This window comes from Sporosarcina sp. NCCP-2222 (assembly GCF_023168145.1).
GTDB lineage: Bacteria > Bacillota > Bacilli > Bacillales_A > Planococcaceae > Sporosarcina.
In genome coordinates this window covers 85,439-111,679 of record NZ_BQYK01000005.1, presented here as the reverse complement: position 1 = coordinate 111,679, position 26,241 = coordinate 85,439, and the positions used below count along the sequence as shown (strand labels likewise).

Sequence of the window (26,241 nt, the reverse complement as noted above, 5' to 3'; positions counted from 1 at the left end):
TTACACGGAGGAATCCGTTTTTGTTATAGTTCAAAACGAACCGGCTAGTATCATGGAGGTGTGCTCCGGGATTTGGACAATAAGTCGTTGCGAAAAAAGGACGCAATGACCGATGAGTTAAAGGAGAAGTGGGTTGTGAATAAACAATATAAAACAGGTCCTATTATGGCTGCCCTGCTGATAGCAGGATTCGTCGGGCTCTTCAGTGAAACAGCGTTAAATATCGCCTTAAATGAATTAAAAGGAATTTTCAATGTCGATGCCACAACCATCCAATGGCTTGCGACAGGTTACTTTCTAACACTTGGCATCTTAGTGCCCGTGTCAGGAATCTTAATGCAGAAGTTCACCACGCGCCAAATGTTTTTGGCCTCCATATTATTTTCTATTACCGGAACGATGGTGGCGGCTCTCGCTCCGGCATTTGGAGTTTTGCTTGCAGCACGAATTATCCAGGCTGTCGGGCTTGCGATCATGCTGCCGCTAACGCAAAATGTTATTTTTACTATTTATCCACCTGACAAACGGGGCGGTGCCATGGGGATGATGGGCTTGGTTATTTTAGCAGGCCCTGCCTTTGGTCCGACTTTGGCAGGGATGATACTCGATGCTATCTCGTGGCATTGGATTTTTTGGCTGACTTTACCGTTTTTACTTCTCTCCCTCGTCTTGGGGATCGTATTCATTCCAAATGTTAATGAAATACGAAAAGTTTCAATTGATTACCTATCAGTGATCTTATCAACACTCGGTTTTGGCGGTGTTGTCTATGGTGTCAGTACCGGCGGAAGCTTAGGATGGACCCATATAATAGTTCTCGGCTCTATTGGAATCGGGTTGTTTTCTCTCATTCTATTTTCGATCCGGCAATTGAAGATGCAGGAACCTATGTTGAATTTGCGAGCGTTCAAGCATCCTCTATTCACATTAGGCCTCGTCATGAATGTCATTACATTTTTCAATATGCTGTCATTGCTTGTCGTTTTGCCGATGTATATGCAGATGGCTTTGCTGATTTCAGCGTTCGTATCAGGTCTGGTCCTATTGCCGGGGAGTTTGCTCAATTGTATCCTCGCGCCAATTGTCGGTCGGTTATTTGATAAATATGGGCCGAGAGCTCTCATCACACCGGGAACGATACTCGTTGTTATTGCCTATATTCTTTACATGTCGCTTGGCTCGAATACTGCACTTTGGCCTGTCATCTTAGCCCATATCATCATGATGGTGGGAATCGGCATGGTGATTCCCTCTGTGCAGACGAATACACTCAATGCCTTGCCGCGCAAATTGTACCCAGACGGTATTGCGATTTCGCAAACATCACAACAGGTAGCGGGTGCGCTCGGCATCGGCATTATGATTTCCTTGTTCACCGCCCGGCAGAACCAGCTGCTTGAAACTGTGCCAGATGTTTCGTCAGCCGCTGCCTCTGCAGCTTCTGTGGTGTTTATAGTTGGTTTGCTGTTTGCAGTCATGAATGTAATTTTGTCCTTGTTCATGAAGCGTCCTGCATCTTGAGAACCAATAACTAGTACAACCTTTTTAGCTTTCTAGTGTAATATAGAGAGTACCTGACTGAAGGAAGTGTAAAGTTATGTCTCAGCAAGAAATCATATCGGAACATCGTACGAAAGAATTGCGGTCCGACTGCGCCAATTGCTTCGCTTTATGCTGCGTGGCCTTGCCCTTCGCAGCATCTGCTGATTTCGCTTTTCATAAAGATGGGGGAACGCCATGCCGGAACCTTCAACCTAATTTCCGGTGCAGCATTCATACAGAACTTCGTGAAAAAGGATGTAATGGATGTGTATCCTACGAGTGCTTTGGGGCTGGACAAAAAGTATCTCAAACTATTTTTAACGGAAACGATTGGAGAGCAGCACCGGAAACCGCTTCATCGATGTATGCTGTTTTTCCGATTGTACAGCAGCTCCATGAAATGCTTTATTATTTGGCAGATGTGCTGTCAAGGGATGTCCTGCGTGATCTTCATGCTGATCTGCAGGCCGTTTATCAAGAAACGGAACAGCTTACCACACTGCCCGTCGACCAAATCATGCGGTTGGACGTGCCGTTCCATCGGGCAAAAGTGAATGAGTTTCTATTGCAGTCTAGTGAACGGATCCGTTCAATTGTAGCTGCAAAAAGAGATCCAAGGCGTGAGCCAAAGAAAAAGCCGGGTGCCGGTGCTGACTTGATCGGCGTCAATTTCCGTAATACTGATTTACGTGGAATGAACTTTCGAGGGGCCCTTCTTCTCGGCGCTGACTTGCGACAAGCCGATTTGCGCGAGGCTGATATGATCGGTGCTGATCTGCGAGCCGCCAATCTTAGCGGAGCTGACCTCCGCGGCAGTCTCTTCCTGACGCAAGCACAAGTAAACGCCGCTTCTGGTGATGTAAACACTCGACTCCCTCATCACTTGACCCGTCCGTATCACTGGAAGTAAAGACAAAACCAATCTCAATCAAGAGGTTGGTTTTTGTTTTGCGTTATTTTGAAACATATAATCGATCGGACCGTAGATATCTTAGTAGGATTATTTAGAAATCAAATAAAGGGGGCAATCGTAATGGAATTTCCGTCTATGGCAACAGATCGTCTAGATCTTGTTCAAATTGAAATGAAACATGCGGAAGCACTATTTGCTAATTTTTCGAATCCCAAAGTTGTGGCTTACTATGGGATGGAAGTGATGACCGATCTTGCGCAAGCCGAGAGATTAGTCAGCCAGTTTGAGGATATGCAACGGGGGAAGCGAGGACTCCGATGGGGAATCGTAGTCCGAAAAGAGAACCGCTTCGTTGGCACTATCGGGTTAAATCAATTATCGAAAGGAATGAGACGGGCAGAAATCGGATTTGAGATCCATCCGGAGTTTTGGCAAACTGGCATCACTTCTGAGGCGCTACAAGCTGTTTTACGTTATGCCTTTGAAGAACTGAACTTACATCGGATGGGGGCAGTGACTTTCCTGGACAATGTCGCTTCGATTGGTCTTTTGAAAAAACATGGATTTCAAGAAGAAGGGATTCTGCGCGGTTATCTATTCCAAAATGGACACTCTCATGATGCCCGTGTGTTTTCACTATTAGATTCAGAATACCCTTCATCCAAGGAGAGCGCTGTTTGAAACCCTTTTTTGAATACAATTGGCAAGTGCGACAGGAATGGTATCGGTGGTGTGAGGAATTGAAGGAAGAGGAACTTCTTCAGCAAAGGACAGGGGGCGCCGGAGGCATCTTGCAGACTTTATTCCATATTATTGATGTGGAATGGAGTTGGATACGTAGAATGCAAGGGAGACCTGATCCTGCGGAGAACTTCGAAGACTTTTCTAGTCTCCAATTAATTCGTGAATTGGATGCGCATTATCATTCGGAAGTCGCAACATTCGTAGAAGCTTGGGAAAAACAAATGGAGCACAACGTCTTGGTAGAAGCATTGCCGGATGGAAGGGTGAGCCAGGATACATGGGGGGAGATCATGAGACATCTCATCGCCCATGAAATCCATCATATGGGGCAACTGTCGGTATGGTCCCGGGAAGTGGGGAAGAAACCGATTTCTGCGAATGTTATTGGGAGAGGGCTTGTCTGATTGCTACGATGGCGTCTGTTCGAGGTACGGAAAGTCTTATAAACAAGGAAAGGAATGGATGGGATGTTGTTTACGGCTTTGCCGATCTTCATGATGATCATCTTGCCAGGGGTGTTCATTTTTGTTTTATGGAGGGCGGCTTTCAAAAGCAAGCTGGAGTGGGGGATGGATGCGGGGTCAACAATCTTGTTGATTGCCTGGCTTTTTCAGACTGCTAACTGGAGCTGGATTGGAATATGGGTTCGCTATGTTTGGATTGTCCTGCTGGCAGTCGCCTTGATTATGTCGTGGAGAAAAATACGTGCACTGCCTATTAAGGTGGCGTATACGGGTTCACAGAAGTTTTCGCTCGCAATCTATGGATTCCTAATGCTCGTATTTGGTTATTACAATGTCATGACGATAACGAGCTACACAACAAAAGATGAAGGAATCGACTTGGTGTTTCCCATTCAAGATGGCACTTATTATGTAGGGCACGGAGGGAACCATGTCATGATGAATTACCATCACGATTATCCGCCTCAAAAGTATGCGCTGGATATTTTGGCGCTAAATGGTCTAGGAACACGTGCGAAAGGCTTATTACCTGCAGAGCTTGATCAATATGCAATCTATGGAGATAGCTTGGTAAGCCCCTGTGATGGGACTGTGGTAAAGTCCGAAAATGATCTGGTGGATATGACACCACCCGAGATGAACTCGGATCATCCAGAAGGAAATCATGTGTTATTAATTTGCGATCAACACCCAGCTACTGTGCTCCTGGCCCATATGCAGCAAGGCAGCGTCGCAGTGGCAGAAGGAGATATCGTGAAGACAGGGCAATATCTCGGAAAGGTCGGCAACTCCGGCAATACGTCGGAACCGCATTTGCATATTCATGCCGAGCTGGATGGAGAAGGGGTGCCCATTCGATTTGACGGACGTTTTTTAGTGAGGAATCATGTAATCAAACCGGGGAACTGACCTCGCCTTTGGGAAACTTCTGACGACAGGAGTTTCCTTTACTGGCGTTCAGCGGGAGTTATTGGCGTTCGTATCGATTAATTGGCGTTCAGCTGGAGTTATTGGCGTTCAAAATCGTTTATTGGCGTTCATCTCGATAATCTGGCGTTCGCCAAGATATATTGGCATTCATCGATATCTACCAAAGTTCACCTCGTTTTCACCCCCACGCTTATTCATCATCTCTTCAAATCCATCTCCCGCCACTATACATAGTAATTTCTTTATTGGATAGCCTAACGGAAAGAAAAAGTTGGGTGAGGGGATGTATATGCGAATCGAGAAATCGTCTGATTGGATGGAAGGCTTGCAGAAACGGTTGGATGGCGAGCAGGAGTGGGACAATTGGACATTGTATCAAATGAGCTACGACGTGGAGAAGCGGAAGTTGATTCCGACTTTTTATGGTCTTCAGTCCCCTAAGTTCTTGCCCGCACTTAAGCCATATCCACATCAGTTGGAGGCGGCGGAGACAGTCATTGAACGGATGAATGGCAAGGCGATATTGGCGGATGAGGTCGGTCTTGGCAAAACGATTGAGGCGGGGCTTATAATGAAGGAGTACCTCATCCGGGGGCTTGTGAAAAAAGCGCTGATTTTGACTCCGGCTTCCTTGTCGACGCAATGGATTGAAGAGTTGAATCAAAAATTTCATATCCCCGCTGTTCCTTTTAATAAGAAGTACGACTTGAATTTATGCAATATCGTCGTGGCGAGCCTCGACATGGCGAAACGAAGCCCCCACAAGGAAAACATCTACAATCAGAACTATGATTTGGTCATCGTGGATGAAGCTCATAAATTAAAGAATCATAAAACGAAGAACTATGAGTTTGTCCAAAGCCTGAAAAAGAAATTTTGCCTGTTGCTGACGGCGACTCCCATACAAAACGATGTCTTTGAATTATTCCATCTCATCTCACTTCTTAAACCCGGTCACCTTGGAAATTTTGAGACGTTTCAACAAGTGTTTTCCGCGAGCAAGCACAACGTGGAAGAAGATGAGTTTTTGAAGGAATTGATTAACCAAGTGATGGTGAGGAATTCCAGGCAGCATATTGGCCTTGATTGGACGAGCCGTCGAGTGCAGATTATTCCGATCGAATTCAGCCAGAAGGAAAAAGAAGTGTATGATCTCATCGCAAATTCTGCGGAACATTTAAAGGCGTTTTCAGATGCATTCACCGTGATGACATTGAAAAGGGAGTTTTGCAGCAGTAAAGAGGCTGCTTGGCTGACGCTCGAGAAGCTCGTTGAAAAATGCAACGGTGCGGAAGAGCGGGCGTATATCAATGAATTGCTGATGAAACTTCAGGCACTCGAGATCAATACGAAAGCAGAGAAAGCGTATGAAATTATTAAGCAGGCAAATGATAAAGTCATCATCTTTACTGAATACCGGGCAAGCCAAACGTATTTGCAGGCGTATCTGTTCTCCAAAGGAATTACGAGTGTTCCGTTCAACGGCAAATTCAATAAAAGCAAGCGGGAATGGATGAAGCAACTATTTAAAGAGAAAGCGCAAGTGTTGATTGCCACAGAGTCGGGCAGCGAAGGGATCAACTTGCAATTTTGCCATCATGTCATCAATTATGATTTGCCTTGGAACCCGATGAAGGTGGAGCAGCGGATCGGGCGTGTCCACCGGCTTGGGCAGGAGCATGATGTCCATATTTATAATCTGGCCATTAAACATACGATTGAGGATTATATGTTGGAATTGCTGAATACGAAAATAGGGGTCTTCGAAAAAGTGGTGGGCGAGCTGGACGATATCCTTTCAGAATATAGATTGTCAATCTAAGGGAGGTGATTAGTCTGTATCCAAAGCAGATCCAGCAATACTTGAGGACGTTTTTCATGGAGACGAATTGCCCGATCGTGCAGGAAAGCGACCATCATCTATCAGTCCAATTAACAATCGAGATGGATAAACGGATCATGAACCGGCCCTTTTACTGGAGCTACGTGGAAAGTACAGGAGGCGAGCCGAATCCGGCGAAGCTGACATTGATTACCGACAAAACCCGAATGGGCTTGAACATTCCAGGGGAAGTTGTGCACTATGGTTCTCCGCGATTGAATCAACTGTTTCAAGTGGCGAAGGAGAGAGGGGCTTTTGTTCAATTATTTGAGAATGTGGACAATCAAACCGGGGTACAAACCGTACTGACCCCATGGCTTGGCGTGAACTATAAAATTACGTATAGCAGCGACCGGACGAAAGAAATGCTGTATTCGCTCGGAATGAATTTAATGACAGGCGCCATTATGGACGGATTCCACGAAGCGGTCAGCGAGTTGAGGCTACAAGCGGCTATTCCTCCAAACACTTTCTATTTGCCTTATATCATTAAACCGATGCGTGCTATGGAGCGGCTTGAAACATTAATCGATGAGTTGATTGCGCAAGACGACCACACATGGGCCGACGAAGCGGCGGCCAGACAGAAAAGAGATCTGCAAGTGCTGGAGTACTTTTATAAAGACACAGAGGAACGTCCTGAAAGCTATGAAATGGAAAAAAAGGCGATAAAAGAGCAATATGAGACGAAGATTAAGGTGGAAATTATTAATGGGGGCTTGTTTTATGTCCGTTGATAGGAAAACGCGCCACGTATCGATCGTCATGCTCCTACTTACCTTTTCATTATTCTTTAGTGAGAGAACCATTCAAGCAGAGTTAACTGAAAGGCTGCCATACGAGCGGATTTATCAAGAGATTGGATACAAAGAAATAGATGTGGCACTGGGTGAAGCGGAAAAGCATTTTGATTATAAAATCAACTTGCCTCTCCGGGTGCCTCCTGTTGCATTTACACATCAGTTCGCGAGATTTTCTAACTTGGATGGAGACATGAACGATTTGTTTGAAATAACAATGATCAGTGATCAATATTCCGAGAACCATTACAAAATTGTCATCCGGCCACTTGCTGAAAAGCTCATTTTCAAAGACGAGAGCATTGTAGGTACGTACCAATTGCTTGATCAAAGCGAGGCACACTACATTAGGCTGGAAGGCTTCAATTTATTGGTCTTTGAAAAGGATGTTTGGCAGTACAAGCTGATGGTAGATAAGCGGATATCAGAAATTGTAACCCCTCAAGTTCTTGTGGAAATTGCCAATTCAATTAGGTATCCATTCGAGCAATAAGTGAGCAAAGCCTGCGCCTGCAGGCTTTTTTGATGTCTTTGATATTGTAATCAACTGTTCACCTTCCGTTTATATTGCCGCCGTAATATAAAAGCAAGAACAATAACGGAGGCGATTTCAGTGAAGATAGCATGGAAAGAAATGCGGAAGAACAAAACGAAGTTTTTGATTCTCGGCTCGATTATATTTCTCGTCAGCTTTTTGACGTTTATTATTTCAGGTCTGGCAAACGGTTTGTCGCAAGATAATGCGGCATTAATCAAGGATTTGCCGGAAGGCCAATTTTATTTGAATGAAAACGCCAAGCAAACCTATAATTTATCCAAAATAGATACAGGCTTGCAAGAGGAAATAGTGAAGGAACATCCACAAGCGACTGCCTTTTCGGTGCAAATGGGGTTTGTCAACGACGTAGAGGACAAGCAGCATAGTGTTGCGTTTCTCACCTCCACGGAATCGGATGTATTTGAGGATGTAAGAGAAGGCGAAATTCTTTTGGACAGCTCCCTTAAGGAAGATGGCATCCGTGTAGGCGATGTGTTGACAAACAACCAGTTCAGCGGTGAGTTCACCGTCAAAGGCTTTGTCGACAAGAAGAAATACAGCCACGCGCCGGTTGCCTATATTAATATAACGAACTATCAAGAGATGTACCGTGTTATGGAAATGCAAACGATTTTCATTCCAGGGAAAGATGCACCTGCTTACAATGGCCTTGAGTCATTCAGCAATAAAACATTTTTGAATGCCATTCCAAGCTACAGTGCCGAACAAATGTCATTGAACATGATCATTTGGTTTTTAGTTGTCATCAGTGGCATGCTGTTCGCGATCTTCTTCTATATGATGAACGTGCAGAAGATTGGATTGTATGGCATTTTGAAAGCAATAGGAATGAAGACGATTGCGCTGTTTAAAATGATTTGGTTCCAAATGATTGCGATTACGCTTGTCGCATTGTCACTCAGCATTGGTTTAAGCCAATTTTTTAATTTCGTAGCACCAGAAGGAATGCCGTTCCATTTGTCACTCGACACTGTCTTGATGCTATCGGCAGTATTCCTTATCGTCGGTTTTGTCGGTGCTACTATTTCCGGGTTCCAAATTAAAAAAATCGAGCCGCTTCAAGCGATTCAGCAAGGGGAGATGTAAGATGGCGACATTTCTAATAGAAGATGTTACGAAGACCTTTACGAATGGTGAAGTGGAAGAACAGATTTTGAAAGGTGTCGATCTTACCTTGAAGGAAGGGGAGATGACGGCGCTCATTGGACCATCCGGCTCAGGGAAATCTACCATCCTGACAATCGCAGCTGGCCTGCAGCGGGCGACTGATGGAGAAATTCTGTTTGAAGGAAAAGACATGACGAAGATGTCGCAGGAGGAGATCCGCCAAGTTCGGGCGTCCGAATTCGGTTTTGTCTTTCAATCATCCCATCTCGTTCCGTTTTTGACAGTGGAAGAGCAGCTATTATTAATGCTGGATGTCGCAGAATCCAAGCTCACCAAGAAAGAGCAGGAAAAAGAAGTCGACAAGATCTTAAAGCTCGTTGAAATGGATCACCGCAAAGACGCATATCCGGCTTCTCTATCTGGCGGGGAGCGGCAGCGCATCGCGATTGCACGGGCGATTATCCATCGTCCGAAAATCCTGTTCGCCGATGAGCCGACTGCGAGCCTTGATACGAAACGTTCCAAGGATGTAATGGAGTTGCTGCGACAGCTGACCAAAACGCTAAAATTGACCACACTGATGGTCACACACGACGAAGAGATGCTGCCGTATGTCGATCGGATCATCACCATGCGGGATGGCTATATTGAGGAATAAAAGATCATAGGAAAAGGGAACAGCGATAATGCTGTTCCCTTTTTTCATGCGTTACTCTGCAGGATGGTCTTTTGCGTCTCTGGCGAACTTCTTGCTGAAAACTAAAGCAATAATAATCATGAAGAGAGCGGCGCCTGCAGACGTTAAGTAAATCGGCTCGTACGCTGAATGGACAGCGCTTTGATATGCTTCATTCAAAGCATCTCGTACGTCCGCCACAGGAATCTTATCGATACTCTCCTGGATATTCGCATACCCTCCGCCGCTCACTGACTCCATTGCATCACTCGGCATGGCAGCAGGGTCTATTCCGTGCGCTTTTATCTTTTCGGGAATAAGCGAGCCTAACTGACTGAAGCCCTGCTGGATGAAAGCCGCAAAAATTGTAGGGGATATCGTCAGACCGATTTGCCGGGCGACCGACAACGTACCAATTGCCGAACCTTTTTGGCTGCCGGCAGCATTTGAAGTCAGCACTGTCAGAGGAGCGCCAAGAACGAAACCGAAGCCGATTCCTGCAATGACGGAGAAAATGATAAAGGTCATTTTTGAATCCACAAATAGACCAAGTCCCCCGAATCCGATGACCGAAATGATTCCCGAGAGGACAAGTGTTTTAACAGGACCTTGTTTATCGACGAAGAATCCGCCGCCTGCCGCTCCAATACCTGATGCTAAGGCGAGTGGCGTCATCCAATACCCTGACTTAGATGCAGGTATGCCGAGAATTTGCTCCGCATAAGAAGGGATGAAGATGACGGCACCAATGAAAAGCCCGGAAAGTGCTCCCATCACCATCGTCATGGAATACGTTGGTTTGCGCAGTAGATGATACGGTAAAATCGGATCGACATGCTTTGCTTCATTGCGTTTTTCCACAAAGATCAACAAGGCGAAAAGGACAACGCCGAGCAACAATAAACCGAGCGTGCTCCAACCGAGAAGGCTGTTCAGCAAGTTTCCTTCACCCAGGTTGTTAACGGCAAACATGACACTTAGGATGGAGAAAGATAATAGAGAGATGCCAAGAAAATCGATTTTCGAAAGTACGGAAGTTTTTGTTTCCTGCAAGGAAACCCAGCCGAAGATGACTAACAGAATACCGATCGGCACATTGATTAGGAAGAGCCAATGCCAATTTCCGGTCAGATCAATTAGAAAGCTGCCGATATTCGGACCGACAACAGAAGCAATCCCGTTCATTGCACCAAGCAATCCCAGCTTGCTGCCTTGTTTCTCTTTAGCAAATGTACTGAGGACATGGGAGCTGGCGATAATGAAAATACCACCGCCGCCAAGCGCCTGGAATAAACGCGCCGCCAGGAACAGAGTGAAGTTTGGACTGAGTGCTACACCAAGTGAACCAATCGTAAAAATCGCGACTTCAATGAGGAATAATTTCTTGCGTCCATAGCGGTCTGCCAGCTTCCCGACAATCGGTGTCGCGACGGCCAGGCCGAGCGTATACAGTGTAATTCCCCAGGCTCCAGACGTAGCAGATACATCGAACGAAGAGTTGATCGTTGTCAAAGCGGCACTAATAATTCCATTGTCCAAAGCTGCCATGAACACGCCAATCAATAGTATCGTAAAACCTAAGGTAGTCGTCTTTTTTTCCTTCATTGCCATGATCTCACCTCCATAAATAATGAGTGATTATTATAATAATCGAAGATGAACGGAAGGTGAACTACATGTTACAAGTGGACCTCCACTAAACATTTCTCTTCTATTTAATGAATTATGCCCGAAAGTGTCCATAATCGATTCTAAATCGCTAAGAACCTTTTATGCTTCAACATGTCATAAAGACCGAGTGGTGGGGACTGTTCTCCTATTTACGCTTGCTATTATGGGGGGGGATTCAGACGCGTTGTTAATATTGGAACATCAAGCTGGATCCTTTATCAATGTTTGGACTTGTTGAAAAATCACCGAAAACGAGACATGCCTTGATTTTGAATTGGTCTTACAAAACTTGATTCAAAATACTTATGCAAGTGCATAGGAATTTGAAAATTCATGAAAGCTCTATTTCATGCTACATTGAGAATGGGAGGGGATGAATGTGAAAGCGATTATTCAAAAAGAGTTCGGTGGACCTGATGTTCTTTTGACTGAAGAAATTGAACGTCCCAAAATGGGTACGGGAGAATGCTTACTAAAAGTTGCATTTACAAGTGTGAATTATGCAGATATAAAAACTCGCAGAGGTAATAAAGGGAATGGGCAATTTCCTCTACTGCTAGGGTTGGACGCGGCTGGGATCATTGAAGAGGCTCATCCTCATTCGGGTTTTTCAAAAGGGGATCGGGTTGTTGCGTTCCCTAAATATGGATCGTATGCAGAATACGTGATTGCGGATGAACGTTTAGTCTTTAAAATTCCCGAAAGTCTTTCATTTGAGCAGGCTGCTGCTATGCCGACTGTATCGTTCTTAGCATTTATCCTATTACATGAGATTGGACAAATTAAAAAAACAGATACAATTGTTATACATAGTGCCGCTGGCGGTGTTGGCTCCATGCTTGTACAGTTAGCGAAATCATATGGAACGCATCAAATCATTTGTACGGTAGGCCATATGGATAAAGGAAAGTATGTTAAGGACTTAGGGGCGGATATTGTTTGCACCTATGATTCGTTTGTTGAAGAAGTCTTGTATCATACGGCTGGTCAAGGAGCGAATGTAATCTTTGACTCTGTAGCCGGTGAGGTAACAGGGAAGAGCTTAGAATGCTTAGCATTGTATGGTACACTTGTGCAATTTGGAAATAGTAGTGGTCTGCCGGGAACCTTTTCAACAAATGATGTCCATAGTAGCTGCAGAAGTATTAAGGGTTTTAGTTTAGGCACTACGAGAAAGCATGATCCTGCACGATTGGCATTGATTGCAGCCGAAGTAATTGAGTTAGTTGCTTTACATCAGATTGCTCTGCCTATCGCTCATGTTTTTTCATTACAAGATGCCTCAGAGGCCCATCGGTTAATGGAAAGTCGTAAATATGAAGGGAAGATTCTATTGAGAGTGGAGTGAAGCGTTTATTAATATGACGAATGAAAGGGAGGAGAGTATGAATGCAAAGACATATACTAGCCATTTCAGGCGGCGGGTTTTCAGAAGACAGCCCATTTATTGATGAGTACCTCTTGAAAATCTGCCGGAAACAAGGTCCCATTAAAATCGCTTTTATTGGAACGGCAAGCAACGATGCACAAGGATATATTGATAAGTTCTATGAAGCTTTCCGAGCGGAGGAACCAAGTCATTTTACAAGAAAAGACTTTGAGTTGCCGGCTATTCAAGAAGTGGTGAATGAGTTGGATATTGTATATGTAGGCGGGGGAAACACCCAATCTATGCTTGAAATTTGGCGCCGGACCGGTTTTGATGTCGTTTTAAAAAATGCCTATCAAAACGGAGTAATTCTTGCTGGGATAAGTGCAGGTGCAATGTGCTGGTTTGAGGCGTGCTTCAGTGAAAGTGAGGCAGGATATGAGGAGTTTCAAGGGCTTGGGATCATGAAGGGAAGCCTGTGTCCGCATTATAATGAAGAGTCGCGGCGTCTTGCATTCGATGCCTGGGCACGCAGTCGGAAGAGCAGCCCCATCTATGCATTAACAGACAACGAGAATTTACACTTTCAAAATGAGAAGCTGCTTGTAAAGATCACAACCCCATGCAACTAGTCCATGATGAGACATGCCAGGCTCCACAATAGTGTGAACCTGGCATGTAACTTTGCAAGTTGATCAATTTCTCGAAAAAGCTAATTCCTCATAGAGCGTTAACGATTGGTATAAGCTGCGCAGCTGGTCGCTATTTAGTGGAATCATCGGCAACCGGACCCCGCCGACTGGAATGCCTTTTAGGTTGAGTGCCGCTTTGACAGCAGACGGATTTGGCGCTGCGAATAGGGCGCGCATGATAGGAAGCAGTCTGCGATGTTCCCGTGCAGCTTGGTCAAAATCGCCCCGCTGGAAGTGTGCGATCATTGTTTGCATGTCATTCCCGACTACGTGAGATGCGACCGAAACGACGCCTGCGCCGCCGATCGATAATACAGGAAGTGTCAGTCCGTCGTCGCCGCTATATAATGCAAAGCTCTTTGGCGTGCGATCAATAATTTCAGCCATGGTGTCCAAATCCCCGCTCGCCTCTTTGATTGCCACGATGTTGCGAATCTTCGAGAGGCGGATGACGGTTTCAACGGACATATTGACGACACTGCGTCCCGGAATATTGTATAACATGATCGGCAGAGTCGTAATCTCTGCAATAGCCTTAAAGTGTTGATATAGCCCTTCTTGGCAAGGTTTGTTATAGTACGGAGTCACGAGCATAATGCCGTCGACTCCTGCATTTTCCGCGAGCAGGGTCATTTCCATGGACTCTTTTGTATTATTGGTGCCAGTTCCTGCAATGACGGGCACCCTGCCATTTACAACGTTTACGGTAAACTTGAATAACTTGGCTTTTTCTTTGTTCGTCAAGGTCGGGGATTCTCCTGTGGTTCCCGAGACAACCAATGCTTCCGTGCCATTGGAAATCAAATAATTAATCAGGTTCTGTGTTGCCTGGAAATCAATTTCACCCTGTTCATCAAAAGGAGTCACCATAGCTGTTACAATTCGTCCGAAATTCATTGTTCTCCACATCCTATCATTTTTTTAATTAAAAAATAGAGGGAGAAGGGCAAGTGATCAATCACGCCTCGGAGTATTTTAGCCGGGATATTGTCGAGCTGCTGAGTGTAGCTCTCAAAATACCTGACCTCTGCCGAAGGCTTAACTTGGAAAAGCGGGAGTATAACCTCCGTGCATCTTCATGATCCAAGTGAATTGAACGCAAAAAAGCAACAACGAGGGCTCGTTGTTGCAGTTGAAATAATAAATTATTTCATTGCATAAGATAGCCCTCCATATAGTTTCCTATATGACAATTCTGTGCTTATTCAACGCAGAACCAGCTTCGAGATAATGAGCTTCTCTCCACTTCGGCAAATTCCCCTTTCTACAGTCTTCGTCGGATCTCATTATCCTCTGACTGTGTACTGATGGTCTTTGCGCCTCTATCCTTACTTCAAAACTTGCGAAATAAGTGAATGTTAAATTACTACGACTTTACCCCTTTTCAGAAGTAAATGCAAGAAAAAACTTAAAAAGTTTTAAAAATTCGATTGAAACGTCCATGTACAGCGTAAAAAATATTATTCTGCTTCTCTTGCCTTTTGTGTATCCCTGACGTTTTTCTGCACTGTAATTGCAGCGAAAATACTTAACACGAACGCCATTGCATAAAACCCTTTTTCACTTAAGACGATACTACCGGCGTTATATAGGCCAATCGCCATTAGGGCGATCGCAACGATCAGCGCAAACCAGCTGATGCCATAATAAATATTTGTTACCGGGACGCCCTCTTCTTTATCTCTGACCGCCTTTTGCAAGGAAACGGAAGCATAAAGACCGAAAATGAGAACGACAAAGTAGTAGCCTTTTTCATTTAATTCCATGCCTGCATTGAACAAGCCGATTAAATAGGATGATACCCCAATCAGCAATGCTGCAATGGATGCTCCTTTGAAAGCCGCTGTCGGTTCTCCGTCTTTTCTTTCCACTTTTATTTTTGGTATCTGGGGTTTTTCTTTTTCAATTACATATTCCTTTTCCTGAGTCATTGAATCATCTCCCTCCTCTTACCTTCATCATAGCTAAAAGAATAAGAGGCGACAATCGATATTTGAAATATTGTATCTCTTTGCAAATTACAAACAAGAAAAAGAACGCTCGCCTTATGGAAGCGTTCTGTAAAGTTCATGATTTACTTGGAAATTAGAAAGCCACCACGACAAGGGCGAGGAAAAAACTAATGACGGCAATTATAGCCCAATCAAGTTTCCGAGTTAGGCCGAAGAGAATCGTGATAATGGAACAGATGACAAAGTTAACGACGAATAGTATGCCGAACGTTATAAAAATCATAGGAACACCCCCTAGACCTATCCCTATTTCTACTTACGGTTCACAAACTCATCCTTTTTCTCGACCCAGCCTAATATCGCTTTGAAAACATCTTTGAATTCATGGCCCGGTGGGGTTAATTCGTATTCGACCTTTCTTGGTGCTTCCGCAATAATGCGTTTCTCCAGTAATCCTTCTTCTTCCAGATCTTTGAGGCGTTCCGATAGCAGCCTGTCTGAGATTCCTTCAATTGCATTCAGCAGTTCATGGTATCGTTTAGGCCCGTCGAATAGATTAAAGATAATGATGCCCGTCCATCTTTTCCCAATGAACTCAATAGCGCTTCGGTATTTCTGGCAGGTGGACTCCGTGCCGGTTTCTATCGTTTTAAGATCTTTCTTCATACTTCCAACCCCGTTTTTTACTTTTTCTTATCATAGCACATTGCAAAACACTTGACGTCTTCAACTTGCTAAAAGTATGCTAGTTCTGTACTTACTAAAGATTAGTTCGAAACGGGAGGAATTGGAATGTCAGAACATCTATCCACATTGATTCGGGAACGCCGGTCAGTCCGAAAATATGATCCAAGTGCCAAGATTGAAAAAAAGGAACTGCTTGAAATGCTGGAAGAAGCGACCCTAGCGCCTTCAACAAGCAATTTGCAGCCGTGGGAATTCCTTGTCTTTCTGGATGCCGAAGAAAGAAAAGACTTGCGGGCGATCGCATATGATCAGGAACAGATCGAAACTGCTTCTGCTGTCATCGCGGTATTAGGCGACAAAGAGTTTTATAAAAATGTAGGCCCAGTCTATGACAGTATGTCAGAGGCAGGCTTCATTGACGATGCAAGCAAGGAAGTGCTGATCAGCAATACAAACAAGACGTATCCGTACGCGCCGGAAGAAGCACGTAAGAATATGGCAACATTTGATGCGGGTCTTGTTGCGATGCAGTTCATGCTCATTGCCAAAAATCGAGGGTATGCGACAGGGCCAATGGGCGGCTTCGACAAAGCGAAATTTTCCGAACGTTTCCAAGTGGATGAGCAGTATTTCCCGATTGTCCTCATCACAATTGGCAAGGAAAGCGCCCCGGGGTATCAAACTACCCGGCTTCCAATCGAGAATAAAGTAAAATTTATCTGATTGCTAATAATAATATGTATTCAATGGCTGGGGTCACATGAACCCGCTTTTTTTATGTAATGAATCTTATATCAGGTTAAAACGTATGAAGGGTAGTAAAGAAGAAGGAGTGATTGGTGTTCTTCAATAAACTCAAAAACCCTTATAGCGGGCAACCAGCCGAAATAGCGGGTGAGCCGGAGGAAATGTATCCTGTCATTCTTCATTTCACCCCGACAGCCGTCTTTGTGTATGAAGATAAAGCAGATTCACATGTTATCCATGATGGCGGCCAGATTGAATTATGGGACGACTATGACACGGTTTTGTCAGGCACGTTCATCGTGACATATGTGCGTACCCTCCAAGAAGCGCTCGATCGGTACAAGGTGGATGAACTGGGGCTTCTCGTCGTACCGATTGAGTATTCGTCTTAAGCGGGCTAACTGTAGAAAGGAATGGCCGAGATCGATGTCTTGATCTCGGCCATCTTGTTTATTTCAATAAACCCGCATTCTTTAAAAATTCTTGGGCCACGTCTTCCGGGCTTTCTCCTTCTGCATTCACTCGATAATTCAAGTCGCGCATTTCATCGTCGGTAACTTTGCCGGCGAGTTGATTGAGCACGTTTTCGAGTTCCGGATACTGTTCCAGGGTCTCCTCCCGCAAGAGAGGCGCTCCTTGATAAGGCGGGAAGAGCTCTTTGTCGTCTTCGAGGACTGTCATTTTATATTCCTGCAGTTCGCTGTCTGTTGAGTAGGCATCCATCAGATTAATATCACCGGTTTTTATTGCCTGGTAACGGAGTTTCGGCTCCATCGTTTGGACTGATGGGAAGTCCAGACCATATAGGCTGCGAATGCCTCGGTAGCCGTCTTCGCGGTCTTTGAACTCAAGTGTAAAACCGGCTTTGACAGCCGTTTCAACTGCGGCGAGATCCGAGATGGTTTTCACGCCATATTGTTGTTCGAAGGCCTCGGAAACAGCAAGGGTGTATGTGTTGTTATATGCCATCGGGGGCAACAGGGCGAGGTCGAATTGCTCAGCCAAGCCATCCCGCGCCTGTTCATACACTTCGTTTCGGTTGTTGCTGGCAGCCTCTTCTTTCAGAAACTCGGACAATGCGGTCCCAGTGAATTCAGGATACATGTCAATGCTTCCGGATTGCAGAGCTTGGAAGACAAAAGATGTCTTGCCGAGACCAGGCTTCAGTTCAACAGATAAATCAGTCTCTTCTTCAATTAAGAGCTTATACATATTAATAAGAATTTCCGGCTCCGCTCCAAGCTTGGCTCCGATTACGAGCTGCTGTTCGTCTTCGCGCAGCGAGAGGAATGGCAGAACGATGACGAGAATCGCAATGACCAAGCATGCGGTTAATGCAATAGTAGCGCGCTTAAAGGACAACCCTTCGAATTTCCTCAACAAAAAATCAAATCCAAGTGCGAGCAGCGCAGCTGGAATGGCGCCAAGCACGATGAGATAGGGGTCGTTTCGATCAATTCCCAACAGGATCAAATCCCCAAGTCCACCGGCTCCGATGAGTGCGGCTAGTGTTGCGGTTCCAATGATGAGGACCATGGAAGTGCGGATTCCTGCCATAATAACGGGCATGGCCAGCGGGAGCTCGACTTTCGACAGCCGTTTCCAGCGATTCATCCCCATAGCAGTCGCAGCTTCCTTCAACGATGGATCCACTTCATTAATGCCTGTATATGTATTCCGTAAAATCGGGAGTAGGGCATAAGCGACAAGTGCGATAATAGCAGGTACTTTGCCGATGCCGAACAGCGGAATGAGCAGGCCGAGAAGGGCAAGCGATGGGATCGTCTGGAGCACTGCACTCGCACCTATGATCGTTTCAGCCATCCGTTTCCGGTTCGTTAAATAAATGCCAATCGGAATGGAAATGAGCACTGCCAGAAAGAGGGAGATCAGCGAGATTTGGATATGCGTCAACAGTGCACTGGCTAATTCAGCCTTCCTGTCTTGAAAGACATTCAAAAAATTATTCATTCGTTAGACGTCCCTCCCTTGCATCATTGGCCAAATAAGCAATTACCGTTTCCCGCGATATCGTGCCAACCACTTCACCTTCTTTTTGAACCGCCACTTGTTCTGAAGCAACGAGGGAATTCAGCAGTTTCGCCCAGCCTTCGTCGATGGAGACGGTTGGAAAGCGATCGAACCCTTCCTCAAGGGGCTGTAAATGGTCTGCTATCTTAAAAGGGTCCGGTATGCCGCTTGTTATAAATTCATGTACAAAAGCTGTAGCCGGCTGGGATGTCACTTCTTGAGGTGTGCCGATCTGTTCAATCTTCCCATCCTTCATGATGCAAAGCCGGTCTGCCAGCTTCAAAGCTTCCTGGATATCATGCGTGACGAACACGATCGTCTTTTTAATCGTCTTTTGCAGATACATCAAATCATCCTGCAGTTTCGCGCGGCTAATCGGATCAAGTGCGCTGAACGGCTCATCCATGAGGATAATGTCGGGATCAGCCGCTAATGCCCGAATGACGCCAATTCGCTGCTGCTGCCCGCCGGATAGTTCACTCGGTTTCCTATGCCGGTACGTATCTGCGTCCAGACCTACCATGTCGAGCAATTCGGTCACACGGGCATGAATACGCTCCTTTTTCCATTTCTTCAGCTCAGGCACGATCGCAATATTCTCCTCAATCGTCATATGAGGGAACAAGGCAATCTGCTGCAGAACGTACCCGATACGCCAGCGCAGTTCATGAATCGGATACTCGCTGACTTTCTTGTTATCGATCCAAATCGTACCGTCCGTGAGGGGGATAAGGCGATTAATCATTTTTAATGTTGTCGTCTTCCCGCAACCGCTAGGTCCGATTAACACAAGAAATTCTCCACGGTCGATTTCCAAGTTGATGGAGTCAACGACCAGTGTTTGATCATCATATGTTTTGGATACTTTTTCAAAACGGATCATCCGCTTCACTCCTTTGCAATCTTCATCGTGTCATATTTACGTTTTAAAAGGAAATGATATACAATTAATTTTAGCAAGACGGCCAGTGATCTATACCCATAAACATCCCTTGGAAAGCCGACAATTGTCAGGAGGTAATTGATGAATGTTTCTAGAAAATGAACGAATTTACTTACGACCGCTTTGTGGGCAAGATGCAACGGCTTTATTGGAAATGACGACGGATGAAGAGATACGATATATGACTGGTACGAAGGCTGTCTTTACACTGGACCAAATTAAACGGCACATTGATAATTGTGCTAATGACCAAACACGTCAAGACTTTGCCATCTGTTCAAAGGAGGATCACTCCTTACTAGGTGAACTTTCTATTTTAGATATTGATGAAGAAGATCTTAAAGCGGGTTTTCGCATATCAATGCGCTCGGTTCAGTTAACTGGCAAGGGGTATGGGACGGAAGCCATTCAACTCGTTCTGCGGTATGTTTTCAATCATCTCCGTTTGAATCGATTGCAGCTAGAGGTCTTTGCGCATAATGCTCGTGGTATTAGAGCATATGAGAAAACAGGATTTCAGCGAGAAGGAGTTCTCCGGCAGTCATTAAAATATAATGGACAATATGTTGATGAAATTATCATGGCGATCCTAAAACAAGACTACGATAAGGCCAATTTTCTGTAAGACTGATGGAGAAATGTATTCTACTGATTCGATCTAATAAAAAGTCCATTTCGTAAAAAGGAGATTTTACAATGAAAATTTTCAAGTGGTTAGGAAACGAGCAGGAAGTAATGAAGATAAAAGAACAAATCGGGAACGGAATGAACATTCATTTGAAAAATAATGAAGAGCATTTGCTGTTGCTGGAGGAAGAGTCTTCGCCGGTTGGATGGACCGAGTCTTACGAGGTTTTGGATTGGACAGGAGAACTGGAGCCTGGCCGTTTTGCTGTGCTGAATAATATTCCGGTCAGTGAGGATGGCAAAGAGCTGTTTGAGCAGCGTTTTCGGAATCGGGCCGGACTGATTGAACAGGAGCCGGGGTTTGTCGCCATTCGTGTTCTTCGCCCGCTTGATTCAGATACGTATGTCATTTTGACCATGTGGGAAAACGAGGAGTCATTTATTAGCTGGCAGCAATCGCAAGCCTACTCGAAAGCTCATGCAAAACGGGGAACGAGCGAGGGCATCGACAAGCGGCCGAATATTTTCCCGCGGCCTTCATTTGTGACAACGTATCAGTGAGAGGCCAGCACCACTCCATCCAGAAGAGGGCACTCCATAAAAATCAGGGCGTCCCCGCTTCTTTAATAATCGAATTGATCATATGGATGGAATCCCATTCGCCGGCTGAAAAGCGGCTGATGGGATATTTTTTTGGAAATAGCCTTGTTTGAATCTCTATCGCATGGCAACCTTTCGCATATAGATCAAGGGTTTGCGCTCGCAGTTCATAGAGATAATCCAACTTGCTTTGAAACGCTTTTCGTCCCTCTTTGACATAGCCCGCGTGGCAGCAGAACAGTTCGTCAAATTCGAAGAATAATACTTTTTCGATGGAAGAGATAATGGTTGGGATGCTCTCTTCGCGCATGATCAGTTTGGTCTTTGGATGAACAAATAAATCACCTGAGAAGAGTTGTCCGGTATCTGAATTTAGGAAAGCCAAATGATCATTTGAGTGGCCGGGTGTCGTAATCACACTCCAAGAGCAATTTCGTGATGTAAAGGACTCTCCAATCGGCTGTGCTAAAAATGGCTGCCTCTTTCCCCAGAACCATTTCCGATAGAGCGGATACTTTGCTTTTTCGGTACATTCTTCAATGGACATGTCATGAATATAAATGGGCAGCCCATACTCATTTTGCAGAAATCCTGCTCCGCCTGTATGATCTTCATGTGCATGTGTGACGATGATTTGATCAATGTCCGCTTTGGCAAAGAAAGGCTTGAACTCCTCTAGTAAAGATTGGGCCCCCGTATCAATCAAACCCCCATCTGTTTCAAAACAGTGCACATTAAGCTGCACCCCTTTCCAGGAAAGAATGCCATTAATGTACCGTACGCCGCTTGATTCTCCTTGAATGCATGTCTTTTTCAAGAACAATGGCTGCACCCCCAATTTAATCCCTCTTATTAGTAGCTTACCATGAAATGAATGACTATTCAGTACGTTTTGATAATAAATAATAGATTAGCGAAATAGCTGAGACGAAAACAATTGAGAACCGTCTTATTCAATAGGTTAACAACTTGAATAGGAGTGATGAAATGAGATGGTATGTTGCTGGCATTATCTCACTGTTGCTGCCCGTCCTTGCCTGTTGTTCCGAGACGAAAGAAAAAGCCCCGCCCCTTGCCTTGCAGAAAAGTGAGAGCTTATACAGTGAATCCTCCTTGCAAGCAATCACAGAAGCAGATGTCCTAAAGCAACTGAAGCATGCTGTGAAAAGGGCAGACAGGCTGCCAGGAATTGTGGACATGGTGAATCCGAATTACAAATTTGAACTAGATGGCGACACGTACTTTCTTTGGATTTCCGAAGAGTCGGGAGCGGTCATGAACACCTTAGATACGCATACCGTTTATACCTTTCAGATGGAAGATGCAAAAGAGGTGTATCTTCTGCTGACCTCTAGGGATTGATTCAGCAGAATATGGGTAGTTTTGAAACTCCTGAAGTCCAGTTACGTATATATAAATAAGTAAACTGGGAGAAAAGGGGAATGGTATGTTTACGTTCATTATCACATTTATCTTACTCAGCCCTATCTATCTCTTTCTAATCCTCCAACTGAAATATCCGGAAGATACAACATTATGGGGAGAACGCTGGATGTATAGCGAGGATCCCGAGTTTTCGGAAGAGGGGATAAAGTATATAAAAATTAGGTCTATGATCGGGTTAGCCATCTTAACATTGTTTTATCTCATCTGGTTTTTAAAGGTGTTATAGAAGCAATACGCATGAACGGTTCCAGATGTGGTACCATGAAAGAAATGAACAACTGGGACAATTTAGCAATAGGGGGTGCTGGATGATGGGCATAGAATATTGGCTGTGGGTCTTTCTCACGCTGATTGCCGTTATCGCAGTTAATTTCGTCATTTATAAGATACTGAATAGGAATATGAAAAATTCAACCGTCTTAAAAATCTCTACGGCCTTCACTTTCGTTCTGTTTATCGGTTTTGCCGTCTATTGGATGTGGAGTGCTTATCCGTGGCAGTAGGCCAAAGCAGGGCTCATCCATCATGATAGGAGGGACAGCATGAAGATCGGTATTATCGGGACAGGCAATATTGCAACGCATTTATTAGAGGTATTCAACATAGATAAGCAAGTGGATGGAAAGGTCGTTTCGCTGTTTGGCAGAAATAACGAAGCAGGAGAGCGACTAAAAGAACAATATGGAGTTGCTTTTTATACGGACTTCCAGGCGTTTCTTCAGTCATCGATAGACATCGTTGTGGAAGCGGCAACTGTGGAGGCTGCTGTCCATTATATGAAACAAATTGTAGAGAATAAAAAGGACTTGATCGTCAGCAGTATTGGTGCACTTAAAGACGATGCATTCTTACAAGAAATACGAGATCTTGCGAAAAGAAATGGAGTAATAATCTATCTCCCTTCCGGAGCCATAGGAGGACTGGATCTTTTGCAATCGGCAAATGCTATAGGCGGGTTGCGCGAAGTCCGGATTACAACGAAAAAATCACCTCGTTCGTTAGGGATGGAATCCATCGAAGAAGCTGCGGTAATCTTCGAAGGGTCTGCTAGGGCGGCAATCGAAAGATTCCCCAGAAATGTGAATGTCGCCTTACTGTTATCCTTGGCGGGTCTTGGTTCCGAGAAAACGATGGTGCGTGTCATCGCCGATCCTGACATTGATCGAAATACACACTGTATCGAAGCTGCCGGGGACTTTGGAGAGATGCGGATGGAAATTGAAAATAAGCCGATGCCTTCAAATCCGAAAACGAGTTATCTCGCCGCTTTGAGCATCATTTCGACACTCAAGAACAAAGGGAATGCGGTTAGGATCGGCAGATAAACAGAGGATGTGATGCACATGAAAAAGATGAACCTGGCTCTCGGCGGTTTACTTGTAATATCAGCCGGTTTGTTTTGGCTTATTAATCAGTTAACCCCGCGCCCAGGCAGTGTGTCAGGGAATGGGAATGTTGCTCTCTTGTTCATGATGCCGTTGCCGCTTCTTTTTATCTTGTCACTTGTCCTTTGGTATTTTATCTTTAAAAAGATGAAACTCCAGTTAGCGGCTGCAGGGGGTATGTTGCTAGTACTGGCAGCTGTAATAGGGGCCGGTATATATTATCAGCAACAGGCATTGGAACGATATCGACAGTATTTGTTTCAAGTGAACAAAGAAATGCATGGATGGGAAGACTGGGATTACATCCGCTCGATTACAGATTCCCTTGCTTCACCACATGTCAACAGCCAGTACTTCAATGGATTCACGTATCTGTGGTTTCTTGCTGCCACCATCTTTGCTGGATTGTTCACCTATGCGGTTCGGTGCGTAAATGACTCTAGGAGGGGAAAGTCCATTGAGTAGTAATCAAGACCGAAAATACTTGGAGCTGGCACTGGAGCAGGCTGAACTGGCATTACAAGAAAATACATACCCGGTCGGTGCCGTTCTTGTGGACGAGCAGTCTAACGTAATTGCCATTGGCCGGAATCGTGTCCATTCTGCCCAAGATACTACGGCACACGCGGAAATTGATGTCATAAGAAATGCCGGAGAATCTATATTTGATGCCAAAATTCGGCAGAAGACATTTACACTATACAGCACATTGGAGCCTTGTCCGATGTGCACAGGAGGAATTCTGTTTTCCAAAATTAAAAGGGTAGTTTGGCTGTTGAATGACGAAAAGGGCTTTGGAGGCTTGCGCAAAATGAAAGAAGCGGGCATTTTTCAGGAGAAGATGGACCGCATGGAACTTATTGAAGAGCCTGAGGCGGACTTGAAAGACAAGCAGCGAAAGCTCATGCGCGCGTGGGAGGATAATCCAAACCATGTGGCCCATTTGAGGGAAGCTACGAAAAGTAAAGTTCGAGATTGAGCATAGGAGGAGTAATTGGATGGAGTCGAATAAAGACAAGGCAGTGGCGTTTCTTCAACGTATCGTTGCCGGACAGATTGACAAAGCATTTGAAACTTATGTGAGCCCTGATTTAATTCACCATAATCCATATTTCCCTGGAGATGCAGAATCATTGCGGACAGCAATGAAACAGAATGGGGACAGGAGCCCGGAAAAAATTATTACAGTGAAGCAGACTATGGAGGAAGCCGGGAGAGTGATGGTCTATTCGCATATTCAACAAAATGCTAGCGATATCGGAGCGGCGGTTGTGCATCTGTTCCGCTTTTACGAAGGAAAGATCGTGGAGATGTGGGATGTGGGGCAACCATTGAATGCCGACTCGCCGAATGAGAACGGGATGTTTTAACACGGTATTGCCCATAAATAAAAAAGTCCTCGGCAAAATTCGCCAAGGACTTTTTTTATTGCAAGACAGTGGACTGCAAGGCCCGCTGCAATGTAGAACTAATCGTTATATTTTCGAATGACAGACCAAGCTGCGTAGCAGTTTGAGCGATTTCCGGACGAATGCCGCAAAGGGTCGTCTCAATGCCTAGCAGACGCAGCGATTCGTGTAATTGAAATAGTTGCTGAGCAACCATGGTATCGACAATAAGCACGCCTGATAAATCGATGAATAGGCGATCCAGTCCCTTGCCTGCACATTGAGCCAATGCCTCATCCAAAATGTATTTTGCGCGTAATGTGTCGATATCCCCGATAAGCGGCAAGAGTCCGGTATTTGATGTAAGTGATATGACCGGTACACTAAGCTCGTTGATCAGTTCCCGGTGACTATTAAGACGCTCCATCGAATATCTGTCATACTCTTCGAGGAACCAAATGGTCACATGGTCCATCGTATCTATAATGACTTGACTCCACTTATTCGATTCTTCTTCGGTGCCATTCTGTTCAACGATGAATTGTTGAACGAGCTCCAAGTAATGGTTTCGGACACGATAAAACTCTTTCATAATGGAATTGATTGGCGTAACCTGATGGCTTTCATCTTTCGCGACTGCCAAAATCCACTCCTCTAGGTTTTTAAGGAATATGTCCTCATCCTCTTTAAGTACTTGAAAAAACTTTAGATGAAATAACTTGTTTTGTTCTTTCAAAAAACGTATTTCCTCAGGGTTTGTAGAAGCATAAACGCCTGAAGTCTTGTCAGATTCTTCATACCATCTTTCTGTCAACGCTGTTGCTTTGTTGACCAAAAATTCGTATAGTTCCTCACATCTTGTCACTGCTTTGCCTCCCCTGGTGGATTGCGTATTGAATCTCTATACCTTTCTATTACTTTAATATAAATGGATGGCTATTGCTAATAATTTACGGTTCGGTAGGTTGAGAGAAAAGAAGCCTATGGCCAAGAGGCAAAAGGGCTTGTATATAGGCTATGGGTTGTACTGGGCTTGTTGCACCCGAAGGACATCGGCTATCGATTCTAGCAGCTCATTTGTATGAA

General features: G+C 44.8%; 32 protein-coding genes and 1 riboswitch. Of the genes, 23 read left to right on the top strand and 9 right to left on the bottom strand.

Annotated elements, in window-relative coordinates; genetic code table 11:
* The first annotated feature begins 105 nt into the window (after nt 1-105).
* From NCCP2222_RS12380 to NCCP2222_RS12335, 10 genes are all read left to right on the top strand, one after another.
* Entirely contained in the window at nt 106-1,521 is a 1,416-nt protein-coding gene (locus NCCP2222_RS12380; protein ID WP_375709188.1) for a DHA2 family efflux MFS transporter permease subunit, read from the top strand.
* A gap of 76 nt (nt 1,522-1,597) precedes the next feature.
* The gene (locus NCCP2222_RS12375; protein WP_248512664.1) at nt 1,598-2,452 is read left to right on the top strand and encodes a pentapeptide repeat-containing protein; all 855 of its coding nucleotides are present in this window, start codon (nt 1,598-1,600) and stop codon (nt 2,450-2,452) included.
* Between the two features lie 123 nt (nt 2,453-2,575).
* Complete coding sequence (locus NCCP2222_RS12370; protein ID WP_248512663.1) at nt 2,576-3,136, top strand: GNAT family N-acetyltransferase; 561 nt, start codon at nt 2,576-2,578, stop codon at nt 3,134-3,136.
* Nucleotides 3,133-3,603: a DinB family protein gene (locus NCCP2222_RS12365; RefSeq protein WP_248512662.1), complete on the top strand. Its 471-nt coding sequence runs from the start codon at nt 3,133-3,135 to the stop codon at nt 3,601-3,603. The genes NCCP2222_RS12370 and NCCP2222_RS12365 overlap by 4 nt, the downstream gene beginning before the upstream one ends.
* A gap of 63 nt (nt 3,604-3,666) precedes the next feature.
* A complete protein-coding gene (locus tag NCCP2222_RS12360) occupies nt 3,667-4,572 on the top strand; it encodes a M23 family metallopeptidase (protein WP_248512661.1) in 906 nt (301 codons plus the stop codon).
* 304 nt (nt 4,573-4,876) lie between these two features.
* Nucleotides 4,877-6,415, top strand: a complete 1,539-nt coding sequence (locus NCCP2222_RS12355) for a DEAD/DEAH box helicase (RefSeq protein ID WP_375709184.1) — start codon at nt 4,877-4,879, stop codon at nt 6,413-6,415.
* 14 nt (nt 6,416-6,429) lie between these two features.
* Nucleotides 6,430-7,212, top strand: a complete 783-nt coding sequence (locus NCCP2222_RS12350) for a YqhG family protein (protein WP_375709187.1) — start codon at nt 6,430-6,432, stop codon at nt 7,210-7,212.
* On the top strand, nt 7,202-7,768 hold the full coding sequence (locus NCCP2222_RS12345; protein ID WP_248512658.1) for a hypothetical protein: 567 nt from the start codon (nt 7,202-7,204) through the stop codon (nt 7,766-7,768). Before NCCP2222_RS12350 ends, NCCP2222_RS12345 begins: the two co-directional genes overlap by 11 nt.
* A gap of 120 nt (nt 7,769-7,888) precedes the next feature.
* Entirely contained in the window at nt 7,889-8,920 is a 1,032-nt protein-coding gene (locus tag NCCP2222_RS12340) for an ABC transporter permease (protein WP_248512657.1), read from the top strand.
* A gap of 1 nt (nt 8,921) precedes the next feature.
* Nucleotides 8,922-9,599: an ABC transporter ATP-binding protein gene (locus tag NCCP2222_RS12335; protein ID WP_248512656.1), complete on the top strand. Its 678-nt coding sequence runs from the start codon at nt 8,922-8,924 to the stop codon at nt 9,597-9,599.
* A gap of 51 nt (nt 9,600-9,650) precedes the next feature.
* Here NCCP2222_RS12335 and NCCP2222_RS12330 read toward each other — a convergent pair whose 3' ends face one another.
* Entirely contained in the window at nt 9,651-11,228 is a 1,578-nt protein-coding gene (locus tag NCCP2222_RS12330; RefSeq protein WP_248512655.1) for an MFS transporter, read from the bottom strand.
* A 433-nt stretch (nt 11,229-11,661) separates the two neighbouring features.
* On the opposite strand from NCCP2222_RS12330, the gene NCCP2222_RS12325 reads away from it, so the two are divergent.
* Together NCCP2222_RS12325 and NCCP2222_RS12320 are read left to right on the top strand one after the other, a co-directional pair.
* Nucleotides 11,662-12,636: a quinone oxidoreductase family protein gene (locus NCCP2222_RS12325; protein WP_309295966.1), complete on the top strand. Its 975-nt coding sequence runs from the start codon at nt 11,662-11,664 to the stop codon at nt 12,634-12,636.
* A gap of 41 nt (nt 12,637-12,677) precedes the next feature.
* Nucleotides 12,678-13,289 (top strand): Type 1 glutamine amidotransferase-like domain-containing protein, encoded by a 612-nt coding sequence (locus NCCP2222_RS12320; protein ID WP_248512653.1) that lies wholly within the window; start codon nt 12,678-12,680, stop codon nt 13,287-13,289.
* Nucleotides 13,290-13,352: 63 nt separating this feature from the next.
* Here NCCP2222_RS12320 and dapA read toward each other — a convergent pair whose 3' ends face one another.
* From dapA to NCCP2222_RS12300, 4 genes are all read right to left on the bottom strand, one after another.
* Nucleotides 13,353-14,246, bottom strand: coding sequence for a 4-hydroxy-tetrahydrodipicolinate synthase (dapA, locus tag NCCP2222_RS12315; protein ID WP_248512652.1), 894 nt, complete (start codon nt 14,244-14,246; stop codon nt 13,353-13,355).
* Nucleotides 14,247-14,504: 258 nt separating this feature from the next.
* Nucleotides 14,505-14,682: riboswitch (Lysine riboswitch) on the bottom strand.
* A gap of 127 nt (nt 14,683-14,809) precedes the next feature.
* The gene (yiaA, locus tag NCCP2222_RS12310; RefSeq protein ID WP_248512651.1) at nt 14,810-15,280 is read right to left on the bottom strand and encodes an inner membrane protein YiaA; all 471 of its coding nucleotides are present in this window, start codon (nt 15,278-15,280) and stop codon (nt 14,810-14,812) included.
* A gap of 154 nt (nt 15,281-15,434) precedes the next feature.
* Nucleotides 15,435-15,584 carry a hypothetical protein gene (locus NCCP2222_RS12305; protein ID WP_248512650.1) on the bottom strand — a complete coding sequence of 50 codons (150 nt, stop codon included), beginning with the start codon at nt 15,582-15,584 and terminating at the stop codon, nt 15,435-15,437.
* A gap of 29 nt (nt 15,585-15,613) precedes the next feature.
* Entirely contained in the window at nt 15,614-15,967 is a 354-nt protein-coding gene (locus tag NCCP2222_RS12300) for a winged helix-turn-helix transcriptional regulator (RefSeq protein WP_248512649.1), read from the bottom strand.
* Nucleotides 15,968-16,093: 126 nt separating this feature from the next.
* On the opposite strand from NCCP2222_RS12300, the gene NCCP2222_RS12295 reads away from it, so the two are divergent.
* Both NCCP2222_RS12295 and NCCP2222_RS12290 read left to right on the top strand, forming a co-directional pair.
* Nucleotides 16,094-16,711 carry a nitroreductase family protein gene (locus NCCP2222_RS12295; RefSeq protein ID WP_248512648.1) on the top strand — a complete coding sequence of 206 codons (618 nt, stop codon included), beginning with the start codon at nt 16,094-16,096 and terminating at the stop codon, nt 16,709-16,711.
* A gap of 116 nt (nt 16,712-16,827) precedes the next feature.
* Complete coding sequence (locus tag NCCP2222_RS12290; protein ID WP_248512647.1) at nt 16,828-17,127, top strand: hypothetical protein; 300 nt, start codon at nt 16,828-16,830, stop codon at nt 17,125-17,127.
* Nucleotides 17,128-17,185: 58 nt separating this feature from the next.
* On the opposite strand, the gene opuFB is transcribed toward NCCP2222_RS12290, so the two are convergent.
* On the bottom strand, nt 17,186-18,706 hold the full coding sequence (opuFB, locus tag NCCP2222_RS12285) for an ABC transporter permease/substrate-binding protein (protein ID WP_248512646.1): 1,521 nt from the start codon (nt 18,704-18,706) through the stop codon (nt 17,186-17,188).
* A complete protein-coding gene (locus tag NCCP2222_RS12280) occupies nt 18,699-19,649 on the bottom strand; it encodes an ABC transporter ATP-binding protein (RefSeq protein ID WP_248512645.1) in 951 nt (316 codons plus the stop codon). Before NCCP2222_RS12280 ends, opuFB begins: the two co-directional genes overlap by 8 nt.
* A gap of 145 nt (nt 19,650-19,794) precedes the next feature.
* On the opposite strand from NCCP2222_RS12280, the gene NCCP2222_RS12275 reads away from it, so the two are divergent.
* Together NCCP2222_RS12275 and NCCP2222_RS12270 are read left to right on the top strand one after the other, a co-directional pair.
* On the top strand, nt 19,795-20,334 hold the full coding sequence (locus NCCP2222_RS12275) for a GNAT family N-acetyltransferase (protein ID WP_248512644.1): 540 nt from the start codon (nt 19,795-19,797) through the stop codon (nt 20,332-20,334).
* A 71-nt stretch (nt 20,335-20,405) separates the two neighbouring features.
* Entirely contained in the window at nt 20,406-20,897 is a 492-nt protein-coding gene (locus tag NCCP2222_RS12270) for an antibiotic biosynthesis monooxygenase family protein (RefSeq protein ID WP_282570702.1), read from the top strand.
* Nucleotides 20,898-20,940: 43 nt separating this feature from the next.
* On the opposite strand, the gene NCCP2222_RS12265 is transcribed toward NCCP2222_RS12270, so the two are convergent.
* Nucleotides 20,941-21,759 (bottom strand): MBL fold metallo-hydrolase, encoded by an 819-nt coding sequence (locus tag NCCP2222_RS12265; protein WP_248512643.1) that lies wholly within the window; start codon nt 21,757-21,759, stop codon nt 20,941-20,943.
* Between the two features lie 164 nt (nt 21,760-21,923).
* Between NCCP2222_RS12265 and NCCP2222_RS12260 the strand changes: the two genes are divergently transcribed.
* The 7 genes from NCCP2222_RS12260 (at nt 21,924) to NCCP2222_RS12230 (ending at nt 25,137) form a co-directional block, all read left to right on the top strand.
* Nucleotides 21,924-22,298: a YhfM domain-containing protein gene (locus tag NCCP2222_RS12260; protein ID WP_248512642.1), complete on the top strand. Its 375-nt coding sequence runs from the start codon at nt 21,924-21,926 to the stop codon at nt 22,296-22,298.
* Nucleotides 22,299-22,383: 85 nt separating this feature from the next.
* Entirely contained in the window at nt 22,384-22,608 is a 225-nt protein-coding gene (locus NCCP2222_RS12255; protein ID WP_248512641.1) for a hypothetical protein, read from the top strand.
* A gap of 82 nt (nt 22,609-22,690) precedes the next feature.
* On the top strand, nt 22,691-22,885 hold the full coding sequence (locus tag NCCP2222_RS12250) for a hypothetical protein (protein ID WP_248512640.1): 195 nt from the start codon (nt 22,691-22,693) through the stop codon (nt 22,883-22,885).
* A gap of 39 nt (nt 22,886-22,924) precedes the next feature.
* Nucleotides 22,925-23,707 carry an aspartate dehydrogenase gene (gene nadX / locus NCCP2222_RS12245; RefSeq protein ID WP_248512639.1) on the top strand — a complete coding sequence of 261 codons (783 nt, stop codon included), beginning with the start codon at nt 22,925-22,927 and terminating at the stop codon, nt 23,705-23,707.
* 18 nt (nt 23,708-23,725) lie between these two features.
* Complete coding sequence (locus tag NCCP2222_RS12240; protein WP_248512638.1) at nt 23,726-24,232, top strand: hypothetical protein; 507 nt, start codon at nt 23,726-23,728, stop codon at nt 24,230-24,232.
* Complete coding sequence (locus tag NCCP2222_RS12235) at nt 24,225-24,746, top strand: nucleoside deaminase (protein WP_248512637.1); 522 nt, start codon at nt 24,225-24,227, stop codon at nt 24,744-24,746. Before NCCP2222_RS12240 ends, NCCP2222_RS12235 begins: the two co-directional genes overlap by 8 nt.
* A 19-nt stretch (nt 24,747-24,765) precedes the next feature.
* Nucleotides 24,766-25,137: a nuclear transport factor 2 family protein gene (locus tag NCCP2222_RS12230; protein ID WP_248512636.1), complete on the top strand. Its 372-nt coding sequence runs from the start codon at nt 24,766-24,768 to the stop codon at nt 25,135-25,137.
* A gap of 55 nt (nt 25,138-25,192) precedes the next feature.
* Here NCCP2222_RS12230 and NCCP2222_RS12225 read toward each other — a convergent pair whose 3' ends face one another.
* Nucleotides 25,193-26,020, bottom strand: coding sequence for an STAS domain-containing protein (locus tag NCCP2222_RS12225; RefSeq protein ID WP_248512635.1), 828 nt, complete (start codon nt 26,018-26,020; stop codon nt 25,193-25,195).
* Nucleotides 26,021-26,241 lie beyond the last annotated feature (221 nt).

Coding starts and splice junctions, on each gene's coding strand:
- NCCP2222_RS12270 (WP_282570702.1), top strand. CDS start 20,406: ATGAAAATTTTCAAGTGGTTAGGAAACGAGCAGGAAGTAATGAAGATA.
- NCCP2222_RS12360 (WP_248512661.1), top strand. CDS start 3,667: ATGTTGTTTACGGCTTTGCCGATCTTCATGATGATCATCTTGCCAGGG.
- nadX (WP_248512639.1), top strand. CDS start 22,925: ATGAAGATCGGTATTATCGGGACAGGCAATATTGCAACGCATTTATTA.
- NCCP2222_RS12325 (WP_309295966.1), top strand. CDS start 11,662: ATGAATGTGAAAGCGATTATTCAAAAAGAGTTCGGTGGACCTGATGTT.
- NCCP2222_RS12300 (WP_248512649.1), bottom strand. CDS start 15,967: ATGAAGAAAGATCTTAAAACGATAGAAACCGGCACGGAGTCCACCTGC.
- opuFB (WP_248512646.1), bottom strand. CDS start 18,706: ATGAATAATTTTTTGAATGTCTTTCAAGACAGGAAGGCTGAATTAGCC.
- yiaA (WP_248512651.1), bottom strand. CDS start 15,280: ATGACTCAGGAAAAGGAATATGTAATTGAAAAAGAAAAACCCCAGATA.
- NCCP2222_RS12335 (WP_248512656.1), top strand. CDS start 8,922: ATGGCGACATTTCTAATAGAAGATGTTACGAAGACCTTTACGAATGGT.
- NCCP2222_RS12250 (WP_248512640.1), top strand. CDS start 22,691: ATGATGGGCATAGAATATTGGCTGTGGGTCTTTCTCACGCTGATTGCC.
- NCCP2222_RS12355 (WP_375709184.1), top strand. CDS start 4,877: ATGTATATGCGAATCGAGAAATCGTCTGATTGGATGGAAGGCTTGCAG.
- NCCP2222_RS12305 (WP_248512650.1), bottom strand. CDS start 15,584: ATGATTTTTATAACGTTCGGCATACTATTCGTCGTTAACTTTGTCATC.
- NCCP2222_RS12345 (WP_248512658.1), top strand. CDS start 7,202: ATGTCCGTTGATAGGAAAACGCGCCACGTATCGATCGTCATGCTCCTA.
- NCCP2222_RS12380 (WP_375709188.1), top strand. CDS start 106: ATGACCGATGAGTTAAAGGAGAAGTGGGTTGTGAATAAACAATATAAA.
- NCCP2222_RS12320 (WP_248512653.1), top strand. CDS start 12,678: ATGCAAAGACATATACTAGCCATTTCAGGCGGCGGGTTTTCAGAAGAC.
- NCCP2222_RS12255 (WP_248512641.1), top strand. CDS start 22,384: ATGTTTACGTTCATTATCACATTTATCTTACTCAGCCCTATCTATCTC.
- NCCP2222_RS12375 (WP_248512664.1), top strand. CDS start 1,598: ATGTCTCAGCAAGAAATCATATCGGAACATCGTACGAAAGAATTGCGG.
- dapA (WP_248512652.1), bottom strand. CDS start 14,246: ATGAATTTCGGACGAATTGTAACAGCTATGGTGACTCCTTTTGATGAA.
- NCCP2222_RS12280 (WP_248512645.1), bottom strand. CDS start 19,649: ATGATCCGTTTTGAAAAAGTATCCAAAACATATGATGATCAAACACTG.
- NCCP2222_RS12370 (WP_248512663.1), top strand. CDS start 2,576: ATGGAATTTCCGTCTATGGCAACAGATCGTCTAGATCTTGTTCAAATT.
- NCCP2222_RS12330 (WP_248512655.1), bottom strand. CDS start 11,228: ATGGCAATGAAGGAAAAAAAGACGACTACCTTAGGTTTTACGATACTA.
- NCCP2222_RS12275 (WP_248512644.1), top strand. CDS start 19,795: ATGTTTCTAGAAAATGAACGAATTTACTTACGACCGCTTTGTGGGCAA.
- NCCP2222_RS12230 (WP_248512636.1), top strand. CDS start 24,766: ATGGAGTCGAATAAAGACAAGGCAGTGGCGTTTCTTCAACGTATCGTT.
- NCCP2222_RS12240 (WP_248512638.1), top strand. CDS start 23,726: ATGAAAAAGATGAACCTGGCTCTCGGCGGTTTACTTGTAATATCAGCC.
- NCCP2222_RS12260 (WP_248512642.1), top strand. CDS start 21,924: ATGAGATGGTATGTTGCTGGCATTATCTCACTGTTGCTGCCCGTCCTT.
- NCCP2222_RS12295 (WP_248512648.1), top strand. CDS start 16,094: ATGTCAGAACATCTATCCACATTGATTCGGGAACGCCGGTCAGTCCGA.